The 24,035-nt window shown below is 59.9% G+C and carries 21 protein-coding genes; 7 read left to right on the forward strand and 14 right to left on the reverse strand.

Going from position 1 to position 24,035, the window contains the following annotated elements:
- Nucleotides 1-64 precede the first annotated feature (64 nt).
- Entirely contained in the window at nucleotides 65-1,780 is a 1,716-nt protein-coding gene (locus JIN78_RS03725) for a 30S ribosomal protein S1 (RefSeq protein ID WP_200390595.1), read from the forward strand.
- A 96-nt stretch (nucleotides 1,781-1,876) separates the two neighbouring features.
- Here JIN78_RS03725 and JIN78_RS03730 read toward each other — a convergent pair whose 3' ends face one another.
- The 6 genes from JIN78_RS03730 to dusB all read right to left on the reverse strand — a co-directional run bounded on the left by JIN78_RS03730 (nucleotide 1,877) and on the right by dusB (nucleotide 11,449).
- Nucleotides 1,877-2,857 carry a hypothetical protein gene (locus tag JIN78_RS03730; protein WP_200390596.1) on the reverse strand — a complete coding sequence of 327 codons (981 nt, stop codon included), beginning with the start codon at nucleotides 2,855-2,857 and terminating at the stop codon, nucleotides 1,877-1,879.
- On the reverse strand, nucleotides 2,854-3,885 hold the full coding sequence (locus JIN78_RS03735; protein ID WP_200390597.1) for a hypothetical protein: 1,032 nt from the start codon (nucleotides 3,883-3,885) through the stop codon (nucleotides 2,854-2,856). The genes JIN78_RS03730 and JIN78_RS03735 overlap by 4 nt, the downstream gene beginning before the upstream one ends.
- Before the next feature lie 119 nt (nucleotides 3,886-4,004).
- Entirely contained in the window at nucleotides 4,005-5,102 is a 1,098-nt protein-coding gene (locus JIN78_RS03740) for a redoxin family protein (RefSeq protein ID WP_200390598.1), read from the reverse strand.
- Between the two features lie 118 nt (nucleotides 5,103-5,220).
- Complete coding sequence (locus JIN78_RS03745) at nucleotides 5,221-6,642, reverse strand: sulfatase family protein (protein WP_200390599.1); 1,422 nt, start codon at nucleotides 6,640-6,642, stop codon at nucleotides 5,221-5,223.
- Between the two features lie 45 nt (nucleotides 6,643-6,687).
- Complete coding sequence (locus tag JIN78_RS03750) at nucleotides 6,688-10,398, reverse strand: glycoside hydrolase family 2 TIM barrel-domain containing protein (protein ID WP_200390600.1); 3,711 nt, start codon at nucleotides 10,396-10,398, stop codon at nucleotides 6,688-6,690.
- 58 nt (nucleotides 10,399-10,456) lie between these two features.
- Nucleotides 10,457-11,449: a tRNA dihydrouridine synthase DusB gene (dusB, locus tag JIN78_RS03755; protein WP_200390601.1), complete on the reverse strand. Its 993-nt coding sequence runs from the start codon at nucleotides 11,447-11,449 to the stop codon at nucleotides 10,457-10,459.
- A gap of 194 nt (nucleotides 11,450-11,643) precedes the next feature.
- Between dusB and JIN78_RS03760 the strand changes: the two genes are divergently transcribed.
- A complete protein-coding gene (locus JIN78_RS03760; protein ID WP_200390602.1) occupies nucleotides 11,644-12,312 on the forward strand; it encodes a hypothetical protein in 669 nt (222 codons plus the stop codon).
- 30 nt (nucleotides 12,313-12,342) lie between these two features.
- On the opposite strand, the gene JIN78_RS03765 is transcribed toward JIN78_RS03760, so the two are convergent.
- Both JIN78_RS03765 and JIN78_RS03770 read right to left on the reverse strand, forming a co-directional pair.
- Nucleotides 12,343-13,287: a hypothetical protein gene (locus JIN78_RS03765; protein WP_200390603.1), complete on the reverse strand. Its 945-nt coding sequence runs from the start codon at nucleotides 13,285-13,287 to the stop codon at nucleotides 12,343-12,345.
- The gene (locus JIN78_RS03770) at nucleotides 13,287-13,823 is read right to left on the reverse strand and encodes an RNA polymerase sigma factor (protein ID WP_200390604.1); all 537 of its coding nucleotides are present in this window, start codon (nucleotides 13,821-13,823) and stop codon (nucleotides 13,287-13,289) included. Before JIN78_RS03770 ends, JIN78_RS03765 begins: the two co-directional genes overlap by 1 nt.
- Nucleotides 13,824-14,027: 204 nt before the next feature.
- Here JIN78_RS03770 and JIN78_RS03775 point away from each other — a divergent pair, with 204 nt between their 5' ends.
- Nucleotides 14,028-14,969, forward strand: coding sequence for a DUF6807 domain-containing protein (locus tag JIN78_RS03775; protein WP_200390605.1), 942 nt, complete (start codon nucleotides 14,028-14,030; stop codon nucleotides 14,967-14,969).
- A 58-nt stretch (nucleotides 14,970-15,027) separates the two neighbouring features.
- Here JIN78_RS03775 and JIN78_RS17925 read toward each other — a convergent pair whose 3' ends face one another.
- Nucleotides 15,028-15,108 (reverse strand): PEP-CTERM sorting domain-containing protein, encoded by an 81-nt coding sequence (locus JIN78_RS17925; protein ID WP_377174643.1) that lies wholly within the window; start codon nucleotides 15,106-15,108, stop codon nucleotides 15,028-15,030.
- Nucleotides 15,109-15,588: 480 nt separating this feature from the next.
- Between JIN78_RS17925 and JIN78_RS03785 the strand changes: the two genes are divergently transcribed.
- Nucleotides 15,589-16,281, forward strand: coding sequence for a P-loop NTPase family protein (locus JIN78_RS03785; protein ID WP_200390606.1), 693 nt, complete (start codon nucleotides 15,589-15,591; stop codon nucleotides 16,279-16,281).
- Between the two features lie 111 nt (nucleotides 16,282-16,392).
- Here JIN78_RS03785 and JIN78_RS03790 read toward each other — a convergent pair whose 3' ends face one another.
- On the reverse strand, nucleotides 16,393-17,100 hold the full coding sequence (locus tag JIN78_RS03790) for a YebC/PmpR family DNA-binding transcriptional regulator (RefSeq protein WP_200390607.1): 708 nt from the start codon (nucleotides 17,098-17,100) through the stop codon (nucleotides 16,393-16,395).
- Between the two features lie 138 nt (nucleotides 17,101-17,238).
- Here JIN78_RS03790 and JIN78_RS03795 point away from each other — a divergent pair, with 138 nt between their 5' ends.
- Nucleotides 17,239-17,913, forward strand: coding sequence for a DUF2238 domain-containing protein (locus tag JIN78_RS03795; RefSeq protein ID WP_200390608.1), 675 nt, complete (start codon nucleotides 17,239-17,241; stop codon nucleotides 17,911-17,913).
- Here JIN78_RS03795 and JIN78_RS03800 read toward each other — a convergent pair.
- A complete protein-coding gene (locus JIN78_RS03800) occupies nucleotides 17,910-18,920 on the reverse strand; it encodes a glycosyltransferase (protein WP_200390609.1) in 1,011 nt (336 codons plus the stop codon). The two genes, JIN78_RS03795 and JIN78_RS03800, sit on opposite strands and share 4 nt — an antisense overlap.
- Complete coding sequence (locus tag JIN78_RS03805; protein ID WP_200390610.1) at nucleotides 18,917-19,111, reverse strand: hypothetical protein; 195 nt, start codon at nucleotides 19,109-19,111, stop codon at nucleotides 18,917-18,919. The genes JIN78_RS03800 and JIN78_RS03805 overlap by 4 nt, the downstream gene beginning before the upstream one ends.
- A gap of 130 nt (nucleotides 19,112-19,241) precedes the next feature.
- Here JIN78_RS03805 and JIN78_RS03810 point away from each other — a divergent pair, with 130 nt between their 5' ends.
- Entirely contained in the window at nucleotides 19,242-19,688 is a 447-nt protein-coding gene (locus tag JIN78_RS03810; protein ID WP_200390611.1) for a hypothetical protein, read from the forward strand.
- A gap of 68 nt (nucleotides 19,689-19,756) precedes the next feature.
- Here the strand turns inward: JIN78_RS03810 and JIN78_RS03815 are convergent, their stop codons facing one another.
- Together JIN78_RS03815 and JIN78_RS03820 are read right to left on the reverse strand one after the other, a co-directional pair.
- A complete protein-coding gene (locus tag JIN78_RS03815) occupies nucleotides 19,757-21,664 on the reverse strand; it encodes an ankyrin repeat domain-containing protein (RefSeq protein WP_200390612.1) in 1,908 nt (635 codons plus the stop codon).
- 67 nt (nucleotides 21,665-21,731) lie between these two features.
- Nucleotides 21,732-22,967: an LL-diaminopimelate aminotransferase gene (locus tag JIN78_RS03820; protein WP_200390613.1), complete on the reverse strand. Its 1,236-nt coding sequence runs from the start codon at nucleotides 22,965-22,967 to the stop codon at nucleotides 21,732-21,734.
- Nucleotides 22,968-23,086: 119 nt separating this feature from the next.
- On the opposite strand from JIN78_RS03820, the gene JIN78_RS03825 reads away from it, so the two are divergent.
- Nucleotides 23,087-24,028: a glycoside hydrolase family 16 protein gene (locus JIN78_RS03825; RefSeq protein ID WP_200390614.1), complete on the forward strand. Its 942-nt coding sequence runs from the start codon at nucleotides 23,087-23,089 to the stop codon at nucleotides 24,026-24,028.
- The last annotated feature ends 7 nt before the right edge of the window (nucleotides 24,029-24,035 follow it).

The raw sequence follows: 24,035 nt of genomic DNA on the forward strand, positions 1-24,035 counted from the left end.
ACAGGGGCAGTTGCCGGATAGAAAGTGAACCAAGGAACCTAACCTTAACCTACAGAAACAGAACATGAGTGCAGAACTCGCACCCGTCGACAACGAGGAGTTGTCGGCTCTTATTGATCAGGAGTTTCGCGAATTCCGCGAAGGCTCCATCGTGAATGGAACCATCCTCGACATCCGCCCCCAGGTCGTGATCGTCGATATCGGATACAAATCGGAGGGCGTCGTCCCCGTGCAGGAATTCGAGGATGAAGAAATCGAAGTCGGCGACGAAGTCGAAATTTTGTTGGAGAAGCTCGAAGACGATGAAGGCATGATCGTCCTCTCCAAAGAGAAGGCCGCCCACAAGCAGAACTGGGACAAGATTGTCGCCGTTTACGAAGATGGCGGTCTCGTGCGAGGCAAAGTCAAAGCTGCCGTCAAAGGTGGCCTCATGGTCAACGTCGGGGTGGAAGCCTTCCTGCCCGGCTCCCAGGTGGACATCATTCCGCCCAAGGACCTCACCGAATACGTGGGCAACATCTACGAATTCAAAATCGTCAAGGTCAACGACGACCGCAAGAACATCGTTCTTTCCCGCCGCGAGGTCATCGAGGCCGAGCGCTCCGAGCGCCGCCAGAAGTTCCTCCAGACTGTGGCCGTGGGCGACAAGGTCACTGGCCAAGTCAAGAACCTCACCGATTTCGGTGCTTTCGTGGACCTCGAGGGCATGGATGGTTTGCTCCACATCACCGACATGAGCTGGGGCCGCATCGCGCATCCCTCCGAGCTCCTTCGCATCGGGCAGGAAATCGAGGTGCAGATTCTCGAAGTGGACCGCGAAAAAGAGCGTGTTTCCCTCGGGCTCAAGCAGATGACCGACAACCCCTGGGAAGACATTCAGGGCAAGTTCCCCATCGGCAGCGAAGTGTCTGGCAAGGTCACCAAGCTTCTTCCCTACGGCGCTTTCGTGGAGCTGGAAAAAGGAGTGGAAGGCCTCGTGCACGTTTCCGAGCTCTCCTGGGTCAAGCGCATCACCCGTCCCAGCGACGTGCTCGAGCTCGACCAGGAGCTCAAGGCGGTCGTTCTCGGCATCAGCGAGGAAGAGCAGAAGATTTCTCTCGGTGTCCGCCAGCTCGAGCCCAATCCTTGGGACGAGATCGAAGCCCGCTACCCCATTGGCAAGCAGGTCAAGGGCGAGATTCGCAACCTCACTGCCTACGGCGCCTTCATGGGCCTCGAGGAAGGCATCGACGGGATGATTCACGTCTCCGACCTCTCCTGGACCCGCAAGATCAACCATCCTTCCGAAATCCTCAAGAAGGGCGACGAAGTGGAAGCGGTTGTTCTCAGCATCGACAAGGAGAACCAGCGCGTGTCCATGGGCATGAAGCAGCTCGACAGCGACCCTTGGTCCGACATCGACAGCAAGTTCAAGGTGGGCGACATCGTCAAAGGCACTGTTGCGAAGATCGCCAGCTTTGGCGCCTTCGTCAGCCTCGACGGCGACATCGACGGCCTCATCCACATCTCGCAGCTCAGCGAGGAGCACGTGGAGCGCGTCAAGGACGTCATCAAGGTCGGCGACGAAGTGGAAGCCCGCGTCATCAAGGTGGACAAGATCGAGCGCCGCGTTGGTCTCTCTATCAAGGCTGTGGCTTACACCGAAGACCAGTTGGAGAAAGAAAGCGCCAGCTTCGAAACCCTGCGTCCGGCCGGCGACCTGGTGGGTCTGGAGCAGGCCTTCAACCTCGCCTCTTCGTCTTCCGATTCGGAGGAATGGAGCCCCAGCGACGACAACTGAAGCTTGCCGCGTTAACAACTTTTACCACAAAGACGCCTCGGGAAACCGGGGCGTTTTTTTTGGTTCCCGTCCCGGGTTTGGAATAGGGCCGTTTGGCTACTGTGCACTTGCCCGGACGAAGGCTGCCAGCAATTCCGGGGTCAGGTTGGTGCGCAGGGCGGCGAGGAGATCCTGCGCATCAAGGTCGGACTGATGCCAGTATTGTCCGAGAGCGGTTCCTATTTCTTCCGCAGAGGGCTTTTGATAATGGGGGCGGCGCAGGGTGTGGTCTCCGCGATAACCCCGGAAAGCGGCAGCGAAGCTCCATTCTGGGTAGCGGGCTTCATCCCGCTCCGGCCGGGCCTGCAACCAAGCCACTGCGCCCGCAAAGTCGCTCATCCCCCAGTTGAGAAAGAGGTCGAAGGGCATGGCGCTGAAATGCTCCTGAGGATGAGTCTCCAACCAGGCGTGCATCTCATCCGCTACGAGGCGGTAATCGAAATTCGCAGGCATGTCCACGGCTTGACTGGAGTGGAAAGAGCGGTGGGTGCGGCTGGCCTTGAGGGCTTGGAGGAAGGTGGCCTCCGAGTCTTGGGCGGCAACGTCGAGATAGTGCGTGGGCAGGGCTACACAGTGGTCGACGAGGGTTTCGCCAGCCGCCGTGTGTGTGGTGGCCGGATAGCGCAGGAAGGCTGGCACCAATTCGATGACAAGGGCGATGTCCTTCTGGCAAAGAGCGGTGAAGACCTCCTCCCCGGGGGAGGAAAAGGCGATTGGCGAGGCAGAGCTTTCTTGGACGAGAATGAAATCGAGGTGCTTGGCAAATTGGGTTTGTATTTCATCCCGGCTCCAATCGTCACTGGCGATAGCTGCTAGAAAGGGAGCGAGGGCTTCCTCCCGATCGGCCTCAGAGATATAAGCTTTCGATGCTGTCTCAGGGCGGTTTTCAGGCTGACTCTTGCTCGCGTGCCCGGGCGGTGCTGATTTGGTATCGTGCTTGCTTGGAGAGTTGGCTGCTTTGGCGACTCCCGATTGGAAGGGGAGGATGAGGCCAAAGCCGGCGGTGAAAGCGAGGGCGGAGGAAACGATAATTTTCATGGTTTTGTAGGAGCGAGAAGGCCACTGGTTTCGGCAAAGCCGGTGAGGAGCTCGGGAGTGAGGGATTCGGCGAGGACGGCAGCGATAGACTCTCGACTGAGGGTTTGCTCGCGCCAGAGATGGCCGAGAATTCGTCCCCCGGCGGCTGCTTCCTTTTCCTCCTTGCTCACGCCGCGGTAGTAGGCGGCCAGATCCCATCCCCGATACCGCGCGGGGTCTTCGTCTTGCTCCTGGGCTTGTTGCAGGAGGGCGAGAACTGCTTCCGGGTCTCGCTGGGCCCAGTCTTCGTAAAGATCGGCAGGTTGCGGTCCTTTTTGCAAGAGGGTGGGGGAGTTTTCCGACTGTTGGTAAAAGGCTTTGAGCTCACGATGGACGCTGGCGAAGTCAAAAGAGGGGGGATAGTCGACGGCGACAGACTCCCGATTCTGGTTCTGCGTAGTGGCCTTGATGGCTGCGAGGAAGAGTTCGGGGGAATTCTCGGCTGCCTTCTGATAGAAAGTGGGGCCCACTCTGATCACGTGGCGACTTTTTTGGGTGTGGTCCTCAAGGTTCTCTTCATAAATGAGATGGGTCTTGAGGAGTTCCAAAGCGAGGGAGATGTCTCTTTCGCAGACTGCTTGGAAAGCATCCATTCCTTCCGCATTGAACTGGACGGGCGAGCCTAAGGGCTTCATGTGCGGAAAGAGTTCCTCGAACTGACGGTGAATCTCGTCCGCAGCGAGATGGCCTTCCCTTACCCGGGCAGTGAAATCGGTCACTTGGGCGAGTTGTTCCGCGCTTGGCAGGAGAGCTGGGGTCGGGGGTGACGTGCTGGAGCTGCCACCAATGGTGCTTCCTCCCATCGAGCCTCCCAGCGAAAGAGGGGGAGGTGGCTCGTTGACTACTGGCGTGGGAGGAAGGCTGGTGCTGGCCGCCGGGGGAATGTTCGGAAGACGGGGGTCCGAGGGGGCTGGAGTCGGGCGGAATTTGAGAAAGAGGACCCCGGTGCCCAGCCCTAGCAGGAAAAAGCCCAATAAGCGAAATTTCACATGTTTCAAACTGGCAGAAGGGGGCTTTTCTTCAAGAAAGATTGCGGCAAGGCGTAAAGACACAAAAAAACCCCGGGAGGTTGTCCCGGGGTTGGTGGAGAAAGTGGTTTTGAGACCGCTTATTGTTCGGCGGCTTTCTGGGCCTGTTGCTCTCTCATGGCCAAGTTGAGCGCTTTGCTGAAGTCTTGCAAAGAGTGGGGAGTGTCGGTCGCGAAGCTTCCCGCGAAGTCTTCGATCACTCCTGCAGGCACTTTGTCGCTGGTGATTCCGGTCGCCGTTTCCTTGGCCAGCTCCTTGTCGCCCAGCAGCCACTGCAGGCGGGCGGTGATGGGGCCGTCGTAGAAGTGGGGTGCTTTCGCGGCCTGCACTTTTTGCAAAATGGCCTTGCGAAGGCTGTCGGGAATGACTTCGCCTTCGGGATCGTCGTATTGGAAGGCCAGCTGGCGAGCGACCATGCTGCCTGCTGCTTCGTCCATATTGGCGAGCAGCTCGGCGGCGGCGGACCAATCCTCTGCCGCGATTTTCAGGTCGAGTTGGAAGCTCGGCAAGTAAGGGGCACCCGGGGAAAGCTCCGCGATCGCATCGTAAGCGGCTTGCATGGCGGCCAAATCGTTATCCTTGCTGGCAAGGCGGAAGGCTTTGATTTTCTCGGTGACCAGCTCCTTGTTCTTTTGTTCCTGGAGCACCTTTTCAATCACTGCGGTTTCCTCGTCTCCGCCGGCGAGCAGACCCTTGATGGTGTCTTCGTGCAGGCTGGCAGGGTGGGTGGTGAAAAGCAGTTTGCCATTTTTCACCACAAAGGCATGCGGGATGCCGGTCACTCCAGCGGCTTTCAGCCAGCTCTCCTCAAAGGCCCCCCCGCGACCCACGTAGGCCACCGGGTAGGACATGCCGTCACCCTTCTTCTCGACGAAGCCGCTGACTTTTTCTTTTCCCTCTTCCCACACATTCATGCCGTAGATGTGGAGCCCCTCTTCGTGGAAGGTGTCGAACAGTTCGTCGACATGGGGAATGGCGGCGATGCAAGGGCCGCACCAAGTGGCCCAGCACTCGAAGATGTAGACCTCGCCCTCTTTCCATTCGCCCGGTGCTTCTCCTTGAATGAAATCCGCACTGGAGACGGCTTCCAGAGCCACGCTATCCCCTGGACTGAGGGCTTGCAGAGGAAGGCTAAGACTGAGGCCGGCGAGGGCCCATTGCGCAAATTGTTTTCTCATAACGACTCAAATGAAGCAGATTTCGGGCTAATATCCACAATTAAACGATTTTGCCGAAAAAATGATTGTGTTCTTCGGCTCTTCCGAGGGCGGAAAGGCTCTCTTGCCGGTCTGCCGCTCACGGCTGCCACCCGGAGAGATCGAGGGGATCGCCCAAGTTTTGCAGCTCCATCCGCAGGCGCTGGAAGAGCTCTGCCACGCGCTCTTTTTTCGCTTCCTCATGAGCGAGGTCGTTGATTTCGTGAGGATCCCGGGCCAAGTCGAAGTAGCGCACCGTTTGGCTGGTGGGGTAGACGATGAGTTTTTCCTCGCCGACCCGGATCATCCGTTGATGGTTTTTGTAGGCGGCGACAAAGCTTTCTCTTCCCGAGGGCGCACCGTCCTCGGCCAGATAGGGAAGAAGGCTTTGGAATTCGATGAAGTCTGGAAGGGAGACTCCTGCCAGTTGGAGAGTGGTGGGAAGGGCGTCCTGAAGGTGGATGAGCTGTGGGCGGCGCTCATTGGCCGGAATGCCGGGGCCGGCAATGAGGAAGGGGGCCTTGAGGCTGTGCTCATACATGTTTTGTTTGCCGAGGAGGCCGTGTTCGCCACAGGCCAGCCCGTGGTCGGAGGTGAAGATAATCACGGTGTCCTCGGCCTTGCCGGACTTCTCCAGCGCGGCCAGGATGCGGCCGACTTGGGCGTCGAGATGGCTGATGGCAGCATAGTATTCGCGCCGATGCACTTGCACGGCATGTGGGGTGCGGGGGAGGGGCGCGAGGTCTTCATCGCGGAGCAGGGGGCGCCGGCCATCCTGGTTGAGGAGGTCCATGGCTTCCATGTAGGGGTATGTGGGGAGGAAATTCTTGGGAAGGGCGATTTTTTCACTTGGGTAGAGATCGAGGAACTCCTGAGGCGCTTGCCGGGGATCGTGGGGCGCGGCGAAGGCGAGATACATGAAGAAGGGGTCCTCGCGTTCGGCGATTTCAGCAAAGTAGTGCTCGGCATCATCGACCAGGACTTCGCTCCAGTGCTTGCCGCCCTTCCAGTGGCCTTCCCATTGGGGGTCGGCGGCATCCCAGGGGTCCGAGCCGTCGGCCTTCGGGCGTTGGTATCCTTCCTGGAAGTCATTGGGCATCCCGGGCCGTTTGTGGCGCACTTGGTCGAAGATTTTTTCCGGGGGCAAGGGCACGTGCCATTTGCCGGCAAAGTAGGTTCCGTAGCCGGCATTCTTGAGCAGCTGGGGCCAGGTTTCTCCGCTGGCGATGAGGGCCCGGCCGTCCTCGGGATTGTCGATGGCTTGGGCCTGCCACAGGGTGCGTCCGTGCAGGAGCATACTGCGGGAGGCGACGCAGACCGCCCCGTGCCAAGCCCCCATGTTGTAGGTGTTGGTGAAGGCGGTGCCGCTGCGGGCGAGTTTGTCGAGATGAGGGGTCTTGATCTCGCTATTGCCCAACGCCGCGATGGTGTGGTGGCTCTGATCGTCGGTTAGGATGAATAAAAAGTTGGGCTTTCCCAAGAGGGGAAGGGCAAGGGACAAAAAAGCGAGGACGAACTTCATGCCTGAAGAACGTCCTCGCGGATGGGAAAATTGCAGAAAGCTCGTCTAGCGGGCGGGCTCCAGGCAGAAGCGCCACTGCAGCTCTCCCTGTGCCTTCAGCTTGTGCTTGGGCAGCGGTTGCGCCCCCCAGGAATTGATTCCGCCCACGCCCGTCTGGGCATGGTCGATGAGCAAGCTGGTGATTTTTCGCTGCGGGATGTCACAGGGATGGCGCGGGCCTTCGAGGTCGGCGGGGCGGAAGGGGCGGGCCGTGAGGTTGATGGGCTCACCGACTCCGCGCACGGTCAAGCCCCGGCCGGTGGCATCGGTGAGGCTGGCAAAGCGCACCTCCGAGCGGTTGCCCGTCTCCTGAGGCTCCACGTAGGGGAACCAAGCCTCGCTGACCGGCAGTTGGTAAAGGCCCAGGGCTTGCCCGTGGCGGCGGTCGCGGTAGCTCTCGTCGGGCCCCCGTCCATACCAGGCGAGTTGGTCGAGGGAGCCTGGAAGCTCGGTGACAAAGCCTGCACGGGGAATTTCATCCAGCTTCTCGCCCTTCAGGAAAAGGGTGGTCTCGATGTGCAGGCGCCCGGTGTCTTCGATTTGGTAGCTCACCGTGGCCGTGCTGTCGCCCACCGGGAGGGCAAAGTCGACACTCAGCGCGGTGGTGTGGGGGATGCGGGTGTGACCCGAGGCGATTTCCTCCCGCAGGGCGGTGACGGTGGCCTGCTCGCCTGCCGTCTTCCACATGCCATTGCGGGCGACGAAGCGGTTGGCGCGGTCGTTATCGGTGGGGGCCCGCCAGAAGTTCAGCGCCAGGGGGGCCCGGAGCCATTCTTTTCCTTCCGTCTGATAGCTCTCCAGGAGGCCGCTTTTCTCGCCAATGGCAAGGCGCACTCCCCGGGTGGCGTAGATGAGTTGGCCGTCCTTTTTCTCCGCTTTCGGCGGGCGGGGAAGGTCCCTGGTCAGGCGGGGAGGGATCACTGCCGCTTGCCCGGCGAGGACTTTCTGTCCCCAAGCCAGTTGGTGGCCAGCTTCCGCCCAGGGAGTGGGCTCTTGTAGGGTGGCGGTGACCGTCGCCACCAGTTCGCTACCGGGGCGGGCGGGAAGGGCCGGGGGAGTGAGCTTGGCCTCGTGGCTTTCCCCGGGGGCCAGAGGGGGGACTGCCAGCGCTTGCCGGGATTGCTCTTTGCCGTTCAGGCTGTATGTGACATGGAAAGCCACCCCCTGCAAGGCTGTGAAGAAACGTTTGTTGGTGATGCGGACGGTCTCGTCAGCGGGGAATTCGATGCCGATATTCTGGTAGCAAAATTTGACCTCTGCCAGCTGGGGAGTCGGCGTGCGGTCGGAGGCGAGGATGCCATTGCAGCAGAAATTGTCGTCATTGGGCTTGTCCCCGTAGTCGCCACCGAAGGCGTAGTAGGTGCGTGCTTCTCCCTGGCGCTCGAACTTCGTGAAGTCGATGCCCAAGAGCGTGTTCGTCGCTTTTTTCTCATCGAGGGCGACGATTTCGACTTGTCGGATTTCGCCATGAAAGCTGCGGTCCGGGAAGTCGGCATTGGTGGAGATGCCCACGGGCTTCTGGTTGCCGTTCACCCTCCCTTGATAGGGGCGGGAGGCGATCTCGACCCCATCGAGATAGAGGCGCAAGGCCTCGCCGTCAAAGGCTCCGGCGACTTCGTGCCGCTTGTTGTCAAAGCCCTCTGGCAAGGCGGCGGTGACGGTGCGGAAACCTTGGTCGTAGATGAAGAATTCCAATTCCCCGGCAGCATTGATCTTGAGGGCCCAGCCGTCATCACCCTTGGTGACGATGGCATTTTGGCCGCTATTGCCGTGCGAGACGACCTCGGCGCGCACCAGGAAAGGACCCTTGAAATTAAAGCGTTCGTGATGGGGAAGGGTCACCCGACCTTGCGTGAGCCCTTTCTCCTCGTCGACCGAGCCATTGAGCTGGAGATTGTTCTTCTGGCTGGAGAGGTCGCGCAGGATGGCCGGGGCGGGCTTGCTTTCCAGAAGGCCCTGGTCGATGTAGTCCCAGATGAAGCCCCCTTGCAGGAGGCGCTCTTTCTCAAAGATCTGCCAGTAGTCCCACAGCCCGCCCGAGGAATTTCCCATGGCGTGGGAATATTCGCACTGGATGAGCGGGCGTTGCTGCGCCAAGGGCTTCTTCTCTTCGTTGCGGCAATACTGCAGGCAGCGCTGGTGGCTGGCATACATGGGCGAGTAGAGATCGACATGGGCAGCCAGGCCCGCGCGTTCGTAGTGAACCGGGCGGCTGGGTTCGTTCTCTTTAATCCACTTGGCGGCGGCCACGAAGTTCACCCCGTCGCCTCCTTCGTTGCCGAGGGACCAGAGGATGATGGAGGGGTGGTTCTTAAAAGCTTCCACCATGTTGATGACCCGGTCGAGATGGGCTTTTTCCCAGCTCGGGTCCTTGGCCAGCGACTTTTCGCCATAGCCCATGCCGTGGGATTCGATGTTGGCTTCCGCACAGAGATAGAGCCCCAACTCGTCGCAGAGTTCGTAAAAGCGGGGGTCGTTGGGGTAGTGGGCGGTCCGGATGGCATTGATGTTGTTTTGCTTGGCGATGAGGAGGTCCTCCCGCATCTGTTCCTCGGTCAGGTAGTGTCCCAGCTCGGGATGATGGTCGTGGCGGTTCACTCCCTTGATGAGAATGGGTTGGCCATTGACGAGGAGTTGACCGTCTTTGATTTCGCTGCGCGAGAATCCCATTCGGCTGGCGTAGTGGTCCATCACGCGCCCCCGGCCATCGCGCAGGGTCACCGTGAAGTCGTAGAGATTAGGCTCTTCGGCGGACCAGGGCTTGATTTGCAGGCCACCGGGGATCTCGTAGTCGACGGTCTGGCCGGCCTTTCCCTTCACCACCGGTGCGGCAATGAGCTGGCCCCCGGCATCACGCAGTTCGGCATGAATGGTGAAGTCGGACTCGCCTCCACTGAGGTCCCGCACGGTGGGCGAAAAGAAGAGAGTTCCCGACTGATAATCGTCCGTCAAGCCGCCGCGCACGAAGGAGTCCTGCAGTTGCAGGGGTGCGGAGGACCAGAGATAAACATCGCGGAAGATGCCGGAGAGGCGCCAAAAATCCTGGCACTCCAGATAGGAGCCGTCCGAGTAGCGGTAGACCTCCACCGCGAGGGTGTTCTCCCCGGGTTGCAGGAATTTGCTGATCTCAAATTCCGCTGGCGTGCGGGAATCTTGCGAATAGCCCACTTTTTCCCCGTTAATCCAAAGGTAAAAAGCGGAGGAGACTCCATTGAAGGTGAGGAAAGTGTGGCGGCCTTGCCAAGCCTCCGGCACCGTGAAGCGATGGCGGTAGGAGGAGACCGGATTGCGTTCTAGGTAGGTGGTGAAATCCTTCGGAGGCTCTGCCATCACGACAGGCGGTATGGGCTTGAAGGGATAGGGATGATTGCAGTAGATGGGGGTGCCGTAGCCGAGCAGCTCCACATTGGAAGGCACGGGAATCGTCTTCCAGCTGCTGTCGTCAAAGTCGGTGCTGAAAAAGTCGCGGGGCCGCTGGCTGGGTTCGCTCACCCAATGGAATTTCCAGTCGCCATTGAGGACCCGGCAGTAGGGGCTTTCCAAGCGCTTCTTCTGGAGAGCTTCGTCCACACTGGGAAACGGCATGGAGGTGGCGCGGGGGGCCTCCTTGTTGACTCGGAAAACATGTTGGTTTTCCCAATCGTGGGCTTCTTGGGCAGAGCTCAGGAGCGAGCCCACCAGCCCGGCGACAAAGGCAAGACAGTTCGGTAGTTTCACAATACCGCCAGTAGAACGCCTTTTGCGACTGGCGGCAAGCAGACTCGGTAGGAATTAGTCAATTTTGGAAAAATTTTCCAGAAAGATGGCTTTCTGCCAGGTCTTCGAGCTGAGCGACTGATTCCACTTGAGAGAGGGCGCGGCGCAGGGCCTTGGAGCCGGGAAAGCCCTTGCAGTAGGCCATCAGGCGCGAGCGCATGGCCATCATGGTGTGGCGCTCGTCACCGTAGCGATCGGACTGGATGGCGAGGCGGCAGTGGCGGAGGATGAGGGGCCAGCGCTCCTCCACGGAGAGCGGGGGGAGGGTTTCTCCGGTGGCCAGATAGTGCTTGGCTTCGCGGAAAATCCAGGGCGTTTGCATGGCGGCGCGACCGATCATGAGTCCGGAAACTGCCGTCTCCTCCTTGCGGCGGGCGATCACTTCCCCGCTGGTTAGGTCGCCATTGCCAATGACCGGCACCTTCACCGCCCGCGCAGCTTGATCGATGACCTCCCAATTGGCTTCGCCGGAATAGCCTTGCGAGCGGGTGCGCCCGTGGATGGCGATGCTCTGGATGCCTTCCCCTTCCAGGATGCGGCAGACCTCTTCGGCATTGATGCTGTCGAAATCCCAACCGACTCGGATCTTGGCAGTGACTGGCACGCGGTGGCCGACCGCCTTCACGATGCCGCGCGCGGTCGCTGCCAGCAGGGGGCAGTCTTTCAGTAAAGACGAGCCGCCATTCTTGGAGACCACTTTGTTGACCGGGCAGCCGAAGTTGATATCGATGAAGTCCGGGCGCTTCCAATCGATGATTTTGTTGGCTGCTTCCCCCATGCGCACGCCGTCGGCACCAAAGAGCTGCACGCCCACCGGTCGTTGCTCGTCAGTGAATTCGGTGTATTTCCGCGTCCGTTGATCGGCCTGCATGATGCCCTCCGCGGAGACGAATTCGGTGACCATGACATCGGCGCCGAGTTCTTTGCAAATAGTGCGGAAGGTCACGTCGGTGACTCCGGCCATGGGGGCGAGAAAGAGCGGAAATTGATTGTCGGCGAACCAAGGAAGCATGGTGAAAAGTGGACGGAGACCTTACTGGATTTTGCTGAGAATAAAAGGCAAACTGGTTCGGATTGGGTTGGGTGTCCTGAATGGAATTATCGCGGCGGGAGGCTTTGCTGACACCGGTGTCGCCAGCTCTGGCAGCCACCAGCATCTTATGACATTGACGGAAAGAAGGTGATGGTGATAGTTTACTTGAGAATATGAAACTGTTTTCTGTCGTCGCTGGTTTCGTCTGTTTTCTTTCTTTGTCCCTGGCGGGGGGCAAGCCGCTTGCCGTGCAATTTGTCGTGCAGGCGCTACCGGAGGGGGCGGAGGAATTTCGCCTCAGTGACGGGCGCCAAGTATCTGAGCCTTTTCGGTTGAATATTCACGGGGTGTCCTCGGCTATCAAGGTCGGGACCCGCCAGCTTATCCTCGAAAATCGCAATAATGGCAGTGAGCTGACCTCCATTGCCTTGCCGGAAGAGGGGGAGGAGTTCGTAGTTTTTCTTTATCTCGCCAATGACGGGGAGGCCCGGCCGATGAAGAGTTCCGTCCTCTCCTTGCCGGGGGACTTCCGCCCTGGCACTTATTTTTTCATCAACCGGACGGCGGAGAAGATCGAGTGCGACTTCGGGGACGGGGAGGTCAGCATCGGACCCGGTGCGGAGGCCTTGCTGAAGCCCCGCTTGGGCGACGGGAAGTCGACCTTGAATGTGGAAATTCATTCCGTGCCTCTTACCGAGGAAGGCGAAGAGGGAGCTCAGAAGCCTCTCAGCCGCACCCGTTGGCCGTTGACCCGAACCACGCGAAGTTACGTTTTTTTCACCCAGAATGCTGCCGGAACGATTGATTTCCGGGCGGTGGATGAGTTTGTGGAAGAGAATTGAGCGAGTGGTGACGAACTCGCCTCCCTTTGTTTAAAAAACGGTCGCCAGTTGATCGACATCCATTTTGCCTAAGAGGAAGAAGGCTTTATCGTCGTCTCGCCATTGCGCCATGGACCAGCCGGTGCGGGTGCACTGGCGGCAGGCGAAGCGGGCATTGGCCAGCTCGGGCAGGTCACCCTTGACCGCTTCCCGGCGCAGCACGATGAGGTGCACCACGGGTTGATCCGGCGCTTGTTGGTAGCAGATAAGGGAGGCTGGTTTGCCATTGAAGTTGACGATTTTGCAGCCGAGTGGGGAGGCGTTTTCCAAGCCGGCGGGGAGGATATTGGGGGCGGGCAATTGCTTGCTGGTGAGGAAGCGGTAATTGGCCTCTTTCTCGGGAGCGCGGTGATCGAGGCGGAACTCCTGACCGCTGAGGAAGTTGATGGCCTGGGCCTGCACGTTGTCGGGGGTGATGGAGGCCAACTGGGCTGCGGGGGTGGTGGTCTGGTCAGGGGCAAGGCCTCCGGTCCAGACGAGAGCAGCCACGATCCCGGCAGCAGCGGCGAGCCCAAAAGAGGGCCAAGTAAACCAGGTGTTTTTCTTGTGCGGCAGCTCGGAAAGGGGAGCGGCGGCGGGCAGGGCGGTCACTTTTTGCTCCACCTCCATGGCGGCCAAGATGTCGCTGCGGAGATTGGAGGGCGGGGCCAAATTCCCCAGCACTTGGGCAAACTCGTGGTCGAACTCGTCATAGCCGGGCGGGTCTTGCACATTGGCGAGGGCCGCAAAGAGATTCTCCCGCAAATTCTCCGGAATGGGGAACTCGGCGAGACTGTCGGCGAAAGCCATGTCGCGGGCCCGCTCTTGAGCCAGCCATTGGCCCAAGTCCCGGTCTTCGGCGGCCAAGGCGAGAGCTTCGGCAAAGGCGGGATCCTGGAAATCGGACCCATTGGGGCGGAAGCTGGCGAGAATGAGTTTGGCTTGATCTTGGTCCATTATGAGAGGGCTCCTTTCTGTTGAAAATTAACGATGTTGCGGGTTTCCGGATCGGCGGCGGTTTCCATCAGTTCACGCAACTGCTTTTTGCCACGAGAGATACGCGACATGACGGTGCCGATGGGGATATCGAGGGTTTCCGCGATTTCCTTGTAGCTGTGTTCTTGCAGGAAAAAGAGAGTGAGGGGCGCGCGGAAGGTCTCGTCGAGCTGACTCAGTAGGGCGACGGCGCGCTTGGCATCGAGCTGTCGGTCCGCGTTGGCTTCGTTGGCCGGAAGCTGGAATTCGGCTTCTTCCAAATCGCGCTCGGGAAACTTGGTGGAGCGGCGGGCGTGGGAGAGATGCTCCCGGTAGAGAGTGGTGAAAAGCCAAGTCTTGGCCTTGCTGCGATCTTTCAGCTGGTGCCCTTTCTCAGCCCATTTCACGAAGGTTTGCTGCACCAGATCGGCGGCTCGTTCCGGCGTCTTCGCCAGCGAGTAGCCAAAGCGGTAGAGCGCTTCGTAGTGCGCGTCGACCAATTCTTCGAATTCTGTCATGAGTGTGCTTTTTGCTGCCTTTGGGGCTGTGATTTGGTGGTGAGAGGGTTTCCCCAGGTCTTTATTCCGTCATTTTTGTTTTTCTGCTCTTAGCGGGGCGGTGGGAATTTGGCGAGCCGCTCTTTCCGGTTTTTTCCCGCCTAACCGCTAAGGGGGAGGAAAAGGGTGATAGCTCTCAATCCGCCATCTGGTAGTCATTCTCTCATGAAATCCGGTTGGCAAACGATGATGGCGGCGGGCGGCCTTGGTGCGGGGCTGGCGACAGCGGAAGTGACTATCCAGCTTGACGAACAACGGGCGAGTATCCGCTACAATGGCGAGGAGGTCGCCCTTTACCGCGGAGAGGGACGCATCCCCTGCATCTATCCTCTCCTCGGGCCCACCGGCAGCAATGTGACCCGGCATTATCCTTTTCAGAAAGAGGTGGCGGGGGAGGAGAGCGACCACCCCCACCACGTGTCCTTTTGGGTGGCCCATGGCAAGGTCAATGGCGTGGACTTCTGGCTCGACAAGGAGCCTGCCAATCGCATCGTGCATCAAGGGTTTACCCAAACCCAGAGCGAGAGCTCCGGGGGAAAGGAGATGATTTCTTTCGCTGTCGATCTGACTTGGCAGTCTGGGGAGGAGGTGCTTTTGCAGGAACAGCGTTCCTACGCGTTCACTTTTACGGAAAAGACCTGGCTGGTCGATGTCACCAGCCGCTTCATGGCTCCCGGCGAGGTGGTTTTCGGTGATACCAAGGAAGGCTCCTTTGCCATCCGCATGACGCCCAGCCTACGGGTCAAGGGCGAGGTCGCCCAGGGCCAGATGGTGGATTCGGAGGGGCGGAAGAATGACGATTGCTGGGGTCAGCGTTCCAAGTGGGTCGCCTATCATGGTCCTGATGCAGAGGGGGAGGACCTCGTGCTGGCGCTGATGGACCATCGTGACAATTTGCGCCATCCCACTTGGTGGCATGCGCGCGATTATGGCCTTTTGGCCGCCAACCCGTTCGGCCGTCACGATTTCGAAGGGCGGCGCGACGAACCGCAGTTGGGGGATTTCACTTTGGAAAAAGGCGAGACTCTCACTCAGAGCTACCGGCTTGTTCTCAGTGCGGGCACCTTCGACCGCGAGCAGCTGGGGGCTCTTTGGGAGAAATGGTGACCCCGGGGTGAAGGCTGTTTCTCCCGGCTCCCTCGTTAGAGAGCCGGGGGGAGAGACTTTAGGAGCGGCGGCGGCGGGACAGGGTCCACAGGGCACCCAGTCCCAGCAGCATGCTTGAAGAGGGCTCGGGAATGGCCACGGAATCGAATTCCCGGGCAAACAGGGAGAAGCGAGCCTGTGTTTCGGAGTTGCCTGCTCTGCGGTGCCTTGGGTCTCGCCTCCACCTTGGAAGGTGGCCTATTGCTAGTCATCAAGATATTGAGCCTGCGCGGAAAGGTTTCCCGCCGTCAAGGGGACGAGACCCAAGGGGCACAAGAGAGAGAGGGGAGTCGACGAGGCCCGAAAGGGTGAGGGGTGAACTAATTTCATGGGTGAGGATGAGGTTGAATTTGAAATTGCTACCAGTTTTCCGAGTGTTAGCAGTAAAAAATATCTGACCTTCATTTGGTTCAAATTTTGTCAAATCATTACAGCGATTTCTAATAAATCATGCAAAATAATAAGATATATGTAAAGATGGTTGTTTCAACTATTGCGGCCGGGCCGATCTTAATCCTTGCGCAATTGTTGCGAAATCCCGCTTTCCATGGGGAACGCAACCTGCTTTTTTCGCCCTCAGATGCAACCGACTATTCACCTTGTGGGAGGCGAAAAGGGAGGAGTGGGCAAGTCCGTCTTCACTCGCTTTCTGGCTCAGTATTTGATCGATGAGCAAATACCCTTTGCGGGGCTTGATTCCGACCGTTCCCATCAATCCTTTCTCCGCTTTTACGGCGATTTCGCCCAGGCTATCGACTTGGAAGATCCCGAGAGTCTTGATGAAATCGTGGAGTTAGCGCTCAGTGAAGAATCCCAGCAAGTGCTCGTCGATCTGGCGGCCCAGAGTGCCAAGTCACTCTGGGAATGGTTCAGTGAAGCGGAAGTGCTCGAGCTTTTGGAGGAAAGCGGTATCCGGCTGATGTGTTGGCATGTCCTCGACGACAGTCGTGATGGGGTGGAGATGCTGGGTCGTCTGCTGGATGAGTTTGGGGAGAAAGCCAACTACGTGGCGGTCCTCAATCAGGGGCGGGGCCAGGATTTCACGGTCTTCCGCCGTTCGCCTGAAAGCGAGACCCTCAAGGAGCTGGGTGGCACGGTGATTGAGTTTCCCAAGCTGCATCACGGCACGATGAGCAAGATTGACCTCGCTGATGCCAGCTTCTGGGCGGCGGCCAACAATCCGGGTTCCGGGCTGTCCCTCATGGACCGTCAGCGCTCCCGGGTCTGGCTCAAGCGGGCGCGAGCCAGCGTCGCTTCTCTGCTGGAGGGTTGAAGGGGGACTGGCAAGCTTCGTTCCGGCCAGTCCCACTCTTCCGGCGGCGGTAGCGGCTTTGTGCGTCCCGTCGCCCCAGCCACTCGCCTGAGGCTCGCGGGAGGATTTCGCTCAAGCGATATTGGTGTAGACGGCTTGCACGTCTTCGTCGTCGTCGAGCTTGTCGATGAGGGCTTCCACTTCCTCGATTTGCTCTTCGCTGAATTCCATCGGGCTGGAAGGGATGCGCTGGAGATTGGCCTTGGTGGTTTCGATGCCGAGGTCGTCCAGCTTTTTGGAAAGGGAGCCGAAGGCCTCGAACTCGCCGTAGACGTAGACGGTGTCCTCGTGCACTTCCAGCTCTTCGAGCCCGGCATCGATGAGCTCGAGTTCGATCTCCTCGAGGTCGTGATCGCCCTTCGGGAATTGGAAGACGGCCTTGCGGTTGAACATAAAGCCGAGCGCGCCCGACTCCAGGAGCTGGCCATCGTTCTTGTTAAAAATGGTGCGCACGTTGGAGAAGGTGCGCGTGTTGTTGTCGGTGGCGCATTCCACCCAGATGAGGACGCCGTGGGGGCCTTTTCCCTCGTAGTTCACTTCCTGGAAGTTCGCGGCATCTTTGCCCTCGGCCCGCTCGATGGCCTTCTTGATGTTGTCCTTGGGCATGTTCTCCGTCTTGGCGGTGGCGATGGCCGCGCGGAGTTTCGGGTTCAGTGCGGGGTCGGCCCCTCCGTCCTTGACGGCCATCGTGATGGAGCGCGCCAACTTCGGAAAGACCTTCGACATCTTGTCCCAACGTGCTTCTTTGGAAGCCCTGCGATATTCAAATGCTCTGCCCATAAATTCGTGAGGAGGAGTTAACACCAAGGTGCCCGCCAGCTCAACCCTTGTCTCTTCCGGGTCCTCGCGGGTCTGGGAGACGTGATTTTGCTCGTTTCCGTCTTTTCTTTTTCTTATTGAGGGCGAGATTTTTGGGCCATGAATCTGCTGAACGTTTTTCACTGGTCGAAGCTGACGCTGACGCTGGTCGCGCTGGGGTTGGGGATCCTCCTCGCCTCCACGCCCATCATCATCATTGCGCTGGCCTTCCTTTTTCTCATCCGGTTCGAAAAGCGGTTGAAGCTCAAAATTCCCTCGGGACTGGCCACGACTTTTATGCTCTTTATCATTTCGTCGCTGGTGCTCGGCAGTTACTACAATTTCTACGAGCGCTTCAGCTGGTGGGATGATGTTCTGCATGCTTTTTACGGGGGGGCCTTCGCGCTCATTGGCTTTCTCGTGATCCAGTATGTCTCGGTGAAGCGGGGCACGGACAATGATGTCTTCATCGTCTGCCTTTTTTCCTTTTGCTTTTCGGTCACCTTCGGAGCGATGTGGGAGATTTATGAATTCACCTACGATTCTCTGACGGGTGGGAACATGCAGCGCACCGAGCATGGTCGGGGCGTCAATGATACCATGCACGATCTCATTCTGGAGTCTGCTTCCGCTCTGATTCTCAATATCTTCATCTATCTCTACATTGCTTCGGGGGCGGACAATCTCGTCAGTCGCATTTGGGAAAGCTTTCTCTTGGCCAATAATCCTCGCGAGACTTTGCGGGAGGAGATCGCTAAACGGCGGGAGGCCCGCCGGGCCCGCGAGCAATCCTAGCAGCAGGCAAAGAAGTCCGTGCCTTCCCGGTAGCCGGCCTGTCTGGCCACAGTGCGCACCCGTTCCCGTCCTCCCCGGCCCACGCAGCCAAGCAGCACTGCGGAGCGGTGAATTTGGCCAAAGTCGCCCATGCCCCAGACGGGAAGGCCGAGGATAGTGCGACCGATTTTGCGGGCGTTGACCTCGAAGAAGCCGTGCACCCGCACTCCTTCTGCGAGGAGGAGCTTGGCGAGGGCCCGCCCGATGGGGCCTCCTCCGGCGAGGGTCACTCCGCGTTCCCGCACGGCCGGGAGGCGACCGAGGTGGCGCGCTTTGGTGGCCGTCATCCGGCTTTGTGAGTAATCCTCATGGCTGCGGGTGAGGCGTTGTGGGGAATCCCGCCAATGGAGGAGCGCCTCCGGGGCCTGGACAAAGCGCGCGCCTTTCTCCAGCATGCGGAGCCAGAGATCGTAGTCCTCGGGGCCGTCTTCGACCCGGTAGCCGCCAGCGGCCTCGTAGGCGGCCTTCGTCATGAGCACTCCGGGCTGAATGACGGGAGACTCGACGAAGCGCTCGCGCCGAAAATCCTCTGGCCGCTGGAGATCATTGGCCCAGGCCACGAAACGCTCCAGGCCCGCTCCGAGGGAGTGGGTCACTTCGATCCGGCTGGTGACGAGGTCCGCCCCTGTCGCTTGCCAGGTGGCCCACTGCCGGGCAAAGCGCTCCGGGTGAGCCCAGTCGTCGGCATCCATGCGGGCGAGGAGAGGGTGGCGCGCGGCGGCACAGCCGACCCGGGCCGCTTCCGCCACCCCTCCTTCCGGGGAGGACGAAAGAAGGCGCAGGCGGGGGTCTACGGCGGCCAGGGCCGTCACCCTCTCCCAACTTCCGTCGCTGCAGCCATTGAGCACCACAATGAGCTCCGAGGGGGCGAGGGTCTGCTGCTGCAAGGAGCGGATTGCATCTTGCACGGTGGACTCGGCGTTTCGCACGGCCATCACCACTGAGAACTCGGGAGAGGGGGTCGTCATTCTTCCAAACCGAGGGCGTGAATTTCGCTGGGGCTGTTGCACAGAATGCGCAGCGGGCGGCAGCAAACCTCGCAATCATAGTCAATTTCGCAGGGGCACTCTTCGGCAGGAGGGGCCATCACGGCAAAGAATTCCCAGCAGGAGGGGCACTGGATGGATTCGGTATCCATTGTGCTGAAAAAGTAGATCATGAGGCTCCTGAGGCGAGCGGAAAGCGACAATTGATGTGGCTTTTTGTTCTCCTCGCCTGTCTCTGCGAGAGTAAGCTTTCGCTGGTATGAGCCCTGACGGGAGCCCAACAACCTACCCCAATAATTGAACATGAAAAACATTGTCTATTTGACTGCAATCGCTGCTGCCGGTTTGACCCTCTCTTCCTGTAAGGAAACGAGCAATGCCGTTGAAGAAGCGGGAGATGCCGTGGAGCGCGGAACTGACGCTGCGGCTGAAAATATGAAGGAAGCCGGCGAAAAGGCTGCTGAGCAGGCTGAGGAAGCCAAGCAAGCAGCCAAGAATGTGGGGGCCAAGATTTCTGAATCTGCGGAAGAGGCCAAGCAAAACACGGCGGCCGCCATCGAAGAAGGCAAACAGAAGCTGCAGGAAGCGGAGGAGAATGCCGCGCGCGAAATCGAGGAAGCCCAGCGGAAGGCTGCTGAGAAGACAGAAGAACTCAAGGAATCTGTCGGTGAAGGAGTGCGCGATGCTGCCGATGGAGTGGGCGAAGCGCTCAAAGAGGCTGGCGAAGAAGTCGAGAAAGTGGGCGAGTAAGCTTCCTTGAAACCCCTTGCTTAATGACAAGCCTCCCCTTTTCGGGAGGCTTTTTTGGTGGAAAACGTTCAGGGTTGGATGACCACTTTGTCGCCTAAACGGAGCAGTTTCCAGAGCTGGAGCACATTCCCCTTTGGCACGCGGATGCAGCCGTGTGAGGCGGGATACCCGGGCACGGAGCCCTCGTGGAAGCCAAAGTCGCTGCAGCTGAAGCGTTGGAAATAGGGCATGGAGGACTCGTAGATGGTTGAATTCCAGTTCGGATAGCGATTGGTGATGACGAAGGTTCCCGTGCGGGTGGCGAAGCCAGTTTTGCCGGTGGAGACGCTGGTGGAATAAATTTCTTCCTCGCCCTCATAGACCCAGGTCCGTTGCTGGGAGAGGTCGACCTTGGCCCAGCGGGTGACTTGGGAGGGTTCTCGTCCCAGGAGGAGCTGCATCATGGGAACATCGCCGCGTCGTGCCGCCCAGCTGATGGGATACCAGTAGTGGTAGCGCCCGCCACGGGTGAAAAGGGTGGCGTCGGCCCCGTAGCTGAGGAGCAAACGCGCCAATTCCAAGTCACCGCTATCGACGACGATGGTGAGGGGGGTGACTCGTCGGGTGTGGCGCAGGGTCGAGCGCGCGATATTAGGGCTGGTCACCTGGTCCTGGAACTCTCGCGAGGGAGGGTGGGCGAAGGGGCGGTTGGGGTCGGCTCCCCGGCGGAGCATGAGGCTGATGAGGCTGTGATCCAGCAGGGCGACGGCGTGGTGGAAGGGGGTCTGGCCATTGCGACCCGGCAGGTTGGGATGAGCCCCCGCCTGCAACAGCCGTCTGACCGCCCAGCGATCTTTTTTCCAGAGGGCGAGAGTGAGGGGAGAATCCAGAGCCAACGGGGGGCGCGCCTCAGGATCGGCTCCGTGGGCCAGTAGAAAGTCGAAAAGCTCTCGATCGCCGTCGGAGAGGGCTTGGAAAAGGTGATGGGGTGAGAGGGGGGCCCCATAGCGCAGCAAGAGGGAGGCGAAGGCGAAATCACGCTGCGCGAGCGCGTGATCGAGCGCCTGGTGATGCTCAAGGTCGGTGAGTCGCGGATTGGCTCCGAGCGCGAGGAGGGTGCGGAGGCTGGCCGGAGCGCGGCGTTGCACGGCCCGGTGCAGGGGGCGAAAGCCGTCTCGGTCGGCTTGGTCGAGGGAAACGCCGTGGGCAGCGAGGGCTTGGATGGCTGGGGAATTGTCGAGAGCGATGGCGGCATGAACGGCATTTTCTCCCTGGGGATTGAGGGCCTGGAGGTCGATGCCTTGCTCTGCCAAGAGGTCGATGAGGGAGCTTTGTCCAGAGCTGGCTGCGAGGTGGGCGAGGGGCTGCTCCCGCGTGGCGGCAGAGGGGCGATAGTGCCAGCCCCGGCTGATGAGGTCGGAGACGAGCCAGGCCTGCCCTTTGCGGATAGCGATCTCCATCAAGGGAGACCCCGTGTGGTCCCGGGACTCCAGCCGGGCACCGTGTGCGAGGAGCAAGCGAGCCGAGGCCAGGCGGCCCGCCGAGAGGCATTCTGCCACCAGGGTGCCTCCCCCGGGCAGATCGTGATTGGGAGAAGCCCCACGCTGCAAGAGCTCACCCACCAACCAGACCTCGCCCGCGCGGGCGGCGTGGACCAGAGCGGTGTGTCCCTTTTTATCCTGAGGGAGGGTGGCTCCCACTCGCTGGGGCAGGAGCTGCCAAGCCACCCGGGGGCATCTCGCGCGGGCGGCCGCCATGAGGGCGGTGTGGCCCTCCCGGTCGCGCTCATGCTGCTTGACCCCGTCAGCCAATAGAGCCAGGGCGAGATCTTGATCCCCGCGTTGCAAGGCCTCAAAAATGGCGAAAGGAGAGTGCCGGGCAGCTTCTCTCGCTTTCGCCGTGATCCCGTTCTGATCTTCCGGGACACATCCGGTGAGAAGAACCACACCGGCAGCCAGGGACAGAAAAGTGGGGGACTTTCTGTAAAAACTCTTCATCCCGCACCCTTTGTAGAGAAGTTTTTAGAAAACACAACTTCTCATCAGAGGGGTGGAGGGAAATTTGTTAATTGCTCAAGTTATCTTTAATTCTTTGGCAGACTTCGATGATGTTTTCGCGGGAGTTAAAGGCCGAGACGCGGAAGAAGCCCTCGCCCGCAGCCCCGAAGCCGGAACCGGGCGTGATGACCACCTGGGCGTCGTTGAGCATGCGGTCGAACATGTCCCAGCTGGTGTTGCCTGCCGGGCAAGCGACCCAGACGTAGGGGGCGTTTTCTCCTCCAAAGACGGAGAGTCCGATCGCTTCGCAGGCTTCGCGCAGGAGGCGGGCGTTCTCCATGTAGTGGTTGATGAGCTCGCTGACCTGGGCCTTGCCTTCCTCGCTGTAGAGAGCTTCCGCGCCGCGTTGCACGGGGTAGCTGGCACCGTTGAACTTGGTGGAAGTGCGGCGGGACCAGAGGTCGCGGATGGCCACTTTTTCGCCGCTCTCGGTGGTGCCAAAGACGGACTTGGGCGCGACCACCCAGCCGCAGCGCACGCCGGTGAAGCCGCCGTTTTTCGAGAAGGAGCGGAACTCCAGAGCGCAGTCACGGGCACCTTCGATCTCGTAAATGGAGCGTGGCACCTCGGGGTCCTGGATGAAGGCCTCGTAGGCGGCGTCAAAGAGGATGAGGGCGTTGTGCTTCTTGGCATATTCGACCCAGGCGGTGAGCTGCTCGCGGGTGGCGGAGGCTCCGGTGGGATTATTGGGGTAGCAGAGGTAGATGAGGTCCACGGGCTCCTCGGGCAAAGCGGGCACGAAGTTGTTTTCCGCCGTGCAGGGGAGGTAGACGAGGCCTTCGTAGCGGCCGTTCTCATCGGCTTCCCCGGTGTTGCCGATCATCACGTTGGTGTCGACATAGACGGGGTAGACGGGGTCGGTGATGGCGATGCGGTTGCCGGGGCCGAGGATGTCGAGGATGTTGCCGGAATCGCATTTGGAGCCGTCGGAGACGAAGATTTCGTCGGCTTCGATGTTCAAGGCGCTATAGTTATTGGCGATGATCGCTTCGCGCAAAAAGTCGTAGCCTTGCTCGGGGCCATAGCCGCGGAAGGTGTCGCGGTTGCCCAGTTCGTCGACCGCTGCCTTCATGGCATTGCGGGCGGCCTCGGGGAGAGGCTCGGTCACGTCGCCGATGCCACAGCGGATGAGGCGTCCGGCTTTGTCGGGATTGGACTCGGTAAAGGCCTTCACCCGGCGGGCGATTTCGGGGAAAAGGTAACCAGCTTTCAGTTTCAGGAAGTTCTCGTTGACGCGTGCCATGATGGCCACGGCATAGCGGGAACGAGCCCGCGCGCCAAAGAAAAAACCGCGAATCCGCAGTGGGCGCGGGCGGGTTCTTTTGCTTGCGGGAGGACGGGGCGCTAGCGATGGTAGGGAGAATGAAGACTTTCCTTCTCTCTTCCCTATGGCTGGGCGGGCTGGCCCTCGCTGAGGACCCAACCTGGCAGCTGGTGTGGCAGGATGAATTTTCCGGCGACCAGATCGATGCCAGCAAGTGGGACTATCAGCTGGGAAACGGCTTCTACTCCTATGATGCCCAGATGTGGATCGCGGGTTGGGGGAATGGGGAGCGGCAGTATTACACCGACTCGCCAAACAATGCCTTCCTGCGCGAGGGGCACCTGGTCATCCGGGCCCTCAAGCAATCCCTGCATCAATGTGGCTACACCTCGGCGCGGCTCCGCACCAAGGGGCAAGATGGTCGGTCACTCTTCGCGCAACGCTATGGCCGCTTTGAGGTGAGGGCCCACCTTCCCTCCGGGCAGGGGCTCTGGCCGGCGATCTGGCTTTTGCCGGAAAAGGAAGATTACGGTCCTTGGGCAGCCTCGGGTGAGATCGACTTGATGGAGGCGCGGGGCCAGGAGCCGGGCAAAGTGCTCGGCACGATTCACTATGGAGCGCGCTGGCCGCTCAACCAGCACAGTGGCGGCGAGTATCTCTTTCCCGAGGGAGAGGATTTTACGAGCTTTCACACCTATGCCCTGGAGTGGGAGCCGGGTGAAATTCGGTGGTTTGTTGATGGTCATCTCTACTCGCGCAAAAACTTCTGGTGGAGTAGCTCCGCGCACGAGAACGGGCAAGGGCTGCCTCCGCAGTCGGCGGAGGACCTCAATGCTTGGCCGGCACCCTTCAACCAGCCTTTCCACCTCTTGCTCAATCTGGCTGTGGGCGGGCAGTTCCCCGGTGATCCGGAGGCGACCACGGAGTTTCCCGCCGAGTTCGTCATCGATTATGTGCGCGTCTACCAGCGGGAAGGCGGAGCGGGAGAGGTCCAGCCCCGCGGGGAGGGAGAGATGCCCTTTGCCCCGGCGGAACCATGAGGGCGGG

Origin of the sequence: Roseibacillus ishigakijimensis, from assembly GCF_016595415.1 — a bacterium.
Lineage (GTDB): Bacteria > Verrucomicrobiota > Verrucomicrobiia > Verrucomicrobiales > Akkermansiaceae > Roseibacillus > Roseibacillus ishigakijimensis.

What these genes read in the sequence shown, in the direction of transcription:
- JIN78_RS03770 (WP_200390604.1), bottom strand. Translation starts at nt 13,823, where the DNA reads ATGACAGAATTCGAAGAATTGGTCGACGCGCACTACGAAGCGCTCTAC.
- JIN78_RS03815 (WP_200390612.1), bottom strand. Translation starts at nt 21,664, where the DNA reads ATGAAGAGTTTTTACAGAAAGTCCCCCACTTTTCTGTCCCTGGCTGCC.
- JIN78_RS03825 (WP_200390614.1), top strand. Translation starts at nt 23,087, where the DNA reads ATGAAGACTTTCCTTCTCTCTTCCCTATGGCTGGGCGGGCTGGCCCTC.
- JIN78_RS03795 (WP_200390608.1), top strand. Translation starts at nt 17,239, where the DNA reads ATGAATCTGCTGAACGTTTTTCACTGGTCGAAGCTGACGCTGACGCTG.
- JIN78_RS03790 (WP_200390607.1), bottom strand. Translation starts at nt 17,100, where the DNA reads ATGGGCAGAGCATTTGAATATCGCAGGGCTTCCAAAGAAGCACGTTGG.
- dusB (WP_200390601.1), bottom strand. Translation starts at nt 11,449, where the DNA reads ATGCTTCCTTGGTTCGCCGACAATCAATTTCCGCTCTTTCTCGCCCCC.
- JIN78_RS03760 (WP_200390602.1), top strand. Translation starts at nt 11,644, where the DNA reads ATGAAACTGTTTTCTGTCGTCGCTGGTTTCGTCTGTTTTCTTTCTTTG.
- JIN78_RS03800 (WP_200390609.1), bottom strand. Translation starts at nt 18,920, where the DNA reads ATGACGACCCCCTCTCCCGAGTTCTCAGTGGTGATGGCCGTGCGAAAC.
- JIN78_RS03730 (WP_200390596.1), bottom strand. Translation starts at nt 2,857, where the DNA reads ATGAAAATTATCGTTTCCTCCGCCCTCGCTTTCACCGCCGGCTTTGGC.
- JIN78_RS03765 (WP_200390603.1), bottom strand. Translation starts at nt 13,287, where the DNA reads ATGGACCAAGATCAAGCCAAACTCATTCTCGCCAGCTTCCGCCCCAAT.
- JIN78_RS03810 (WP_200390611.1), top strand. Translation starts at nt 19,242, where the DNA reads ATGAAAAACATTGTCTATTTGACTGCAATCGCTGCTGCCGGTTTGACC.
- JIN78_RS03820 (WP_200390613.1), bottom strand. Translation starts at nt 22,967, where the DNA reads ATGGCACGCGTCAACGAGAACTTCCTGAAACTGAAAGCTGGTTACCTT.
- JIN78_RS03775 (WP_200390605.1), top strand. Translation starts at nt 14,028, where the DNA reads ATGAAATCCGGTTGGCAAACGATGATGGCGGCGGGCGGCCTTGGTGCG.
- JIN78_RS03805 (WP_200390610.1), bottom strand. Translation starts at nt 19,111, where the DNA reads ATGATCTACTTTTTCAGCACAATGGATACCGAATCCATCCAGTGCCCC.
- JIN78_RS03740 (WP_200390598.1), bottom strand. Translation starts at nt 5,102, where the DNA reads ATGAGAAAACAATTTGCGCAATGGGCCCTCGCCGGCCTCAGTCTTAGC.
- JIN78_RS03745 (WP_200390599.1), bottom strand. Translation starts at nt 6,642, where the DNA reads ATGAAGTTCGTCCTCGCTTTTTTGTCCCTTGCCCTTCCCCTCTTGGGA.
- JIN78_RS03725 (WP_200390595.1), top strand. Translation starts at nt 65, where the DNA reads ATGAGTGCAGAACTCGCACCCGTCGACAACGAGGAGTTGTCGGCTCTT.
- JIN78_RS03785 (WP_200390606.1), top strand. Translation starts at nt 15,589, where the DNA reads ATGCAACCGACTATTCACCTTGTGGGAGGCGAAAAGGGAGGAGTGGGC.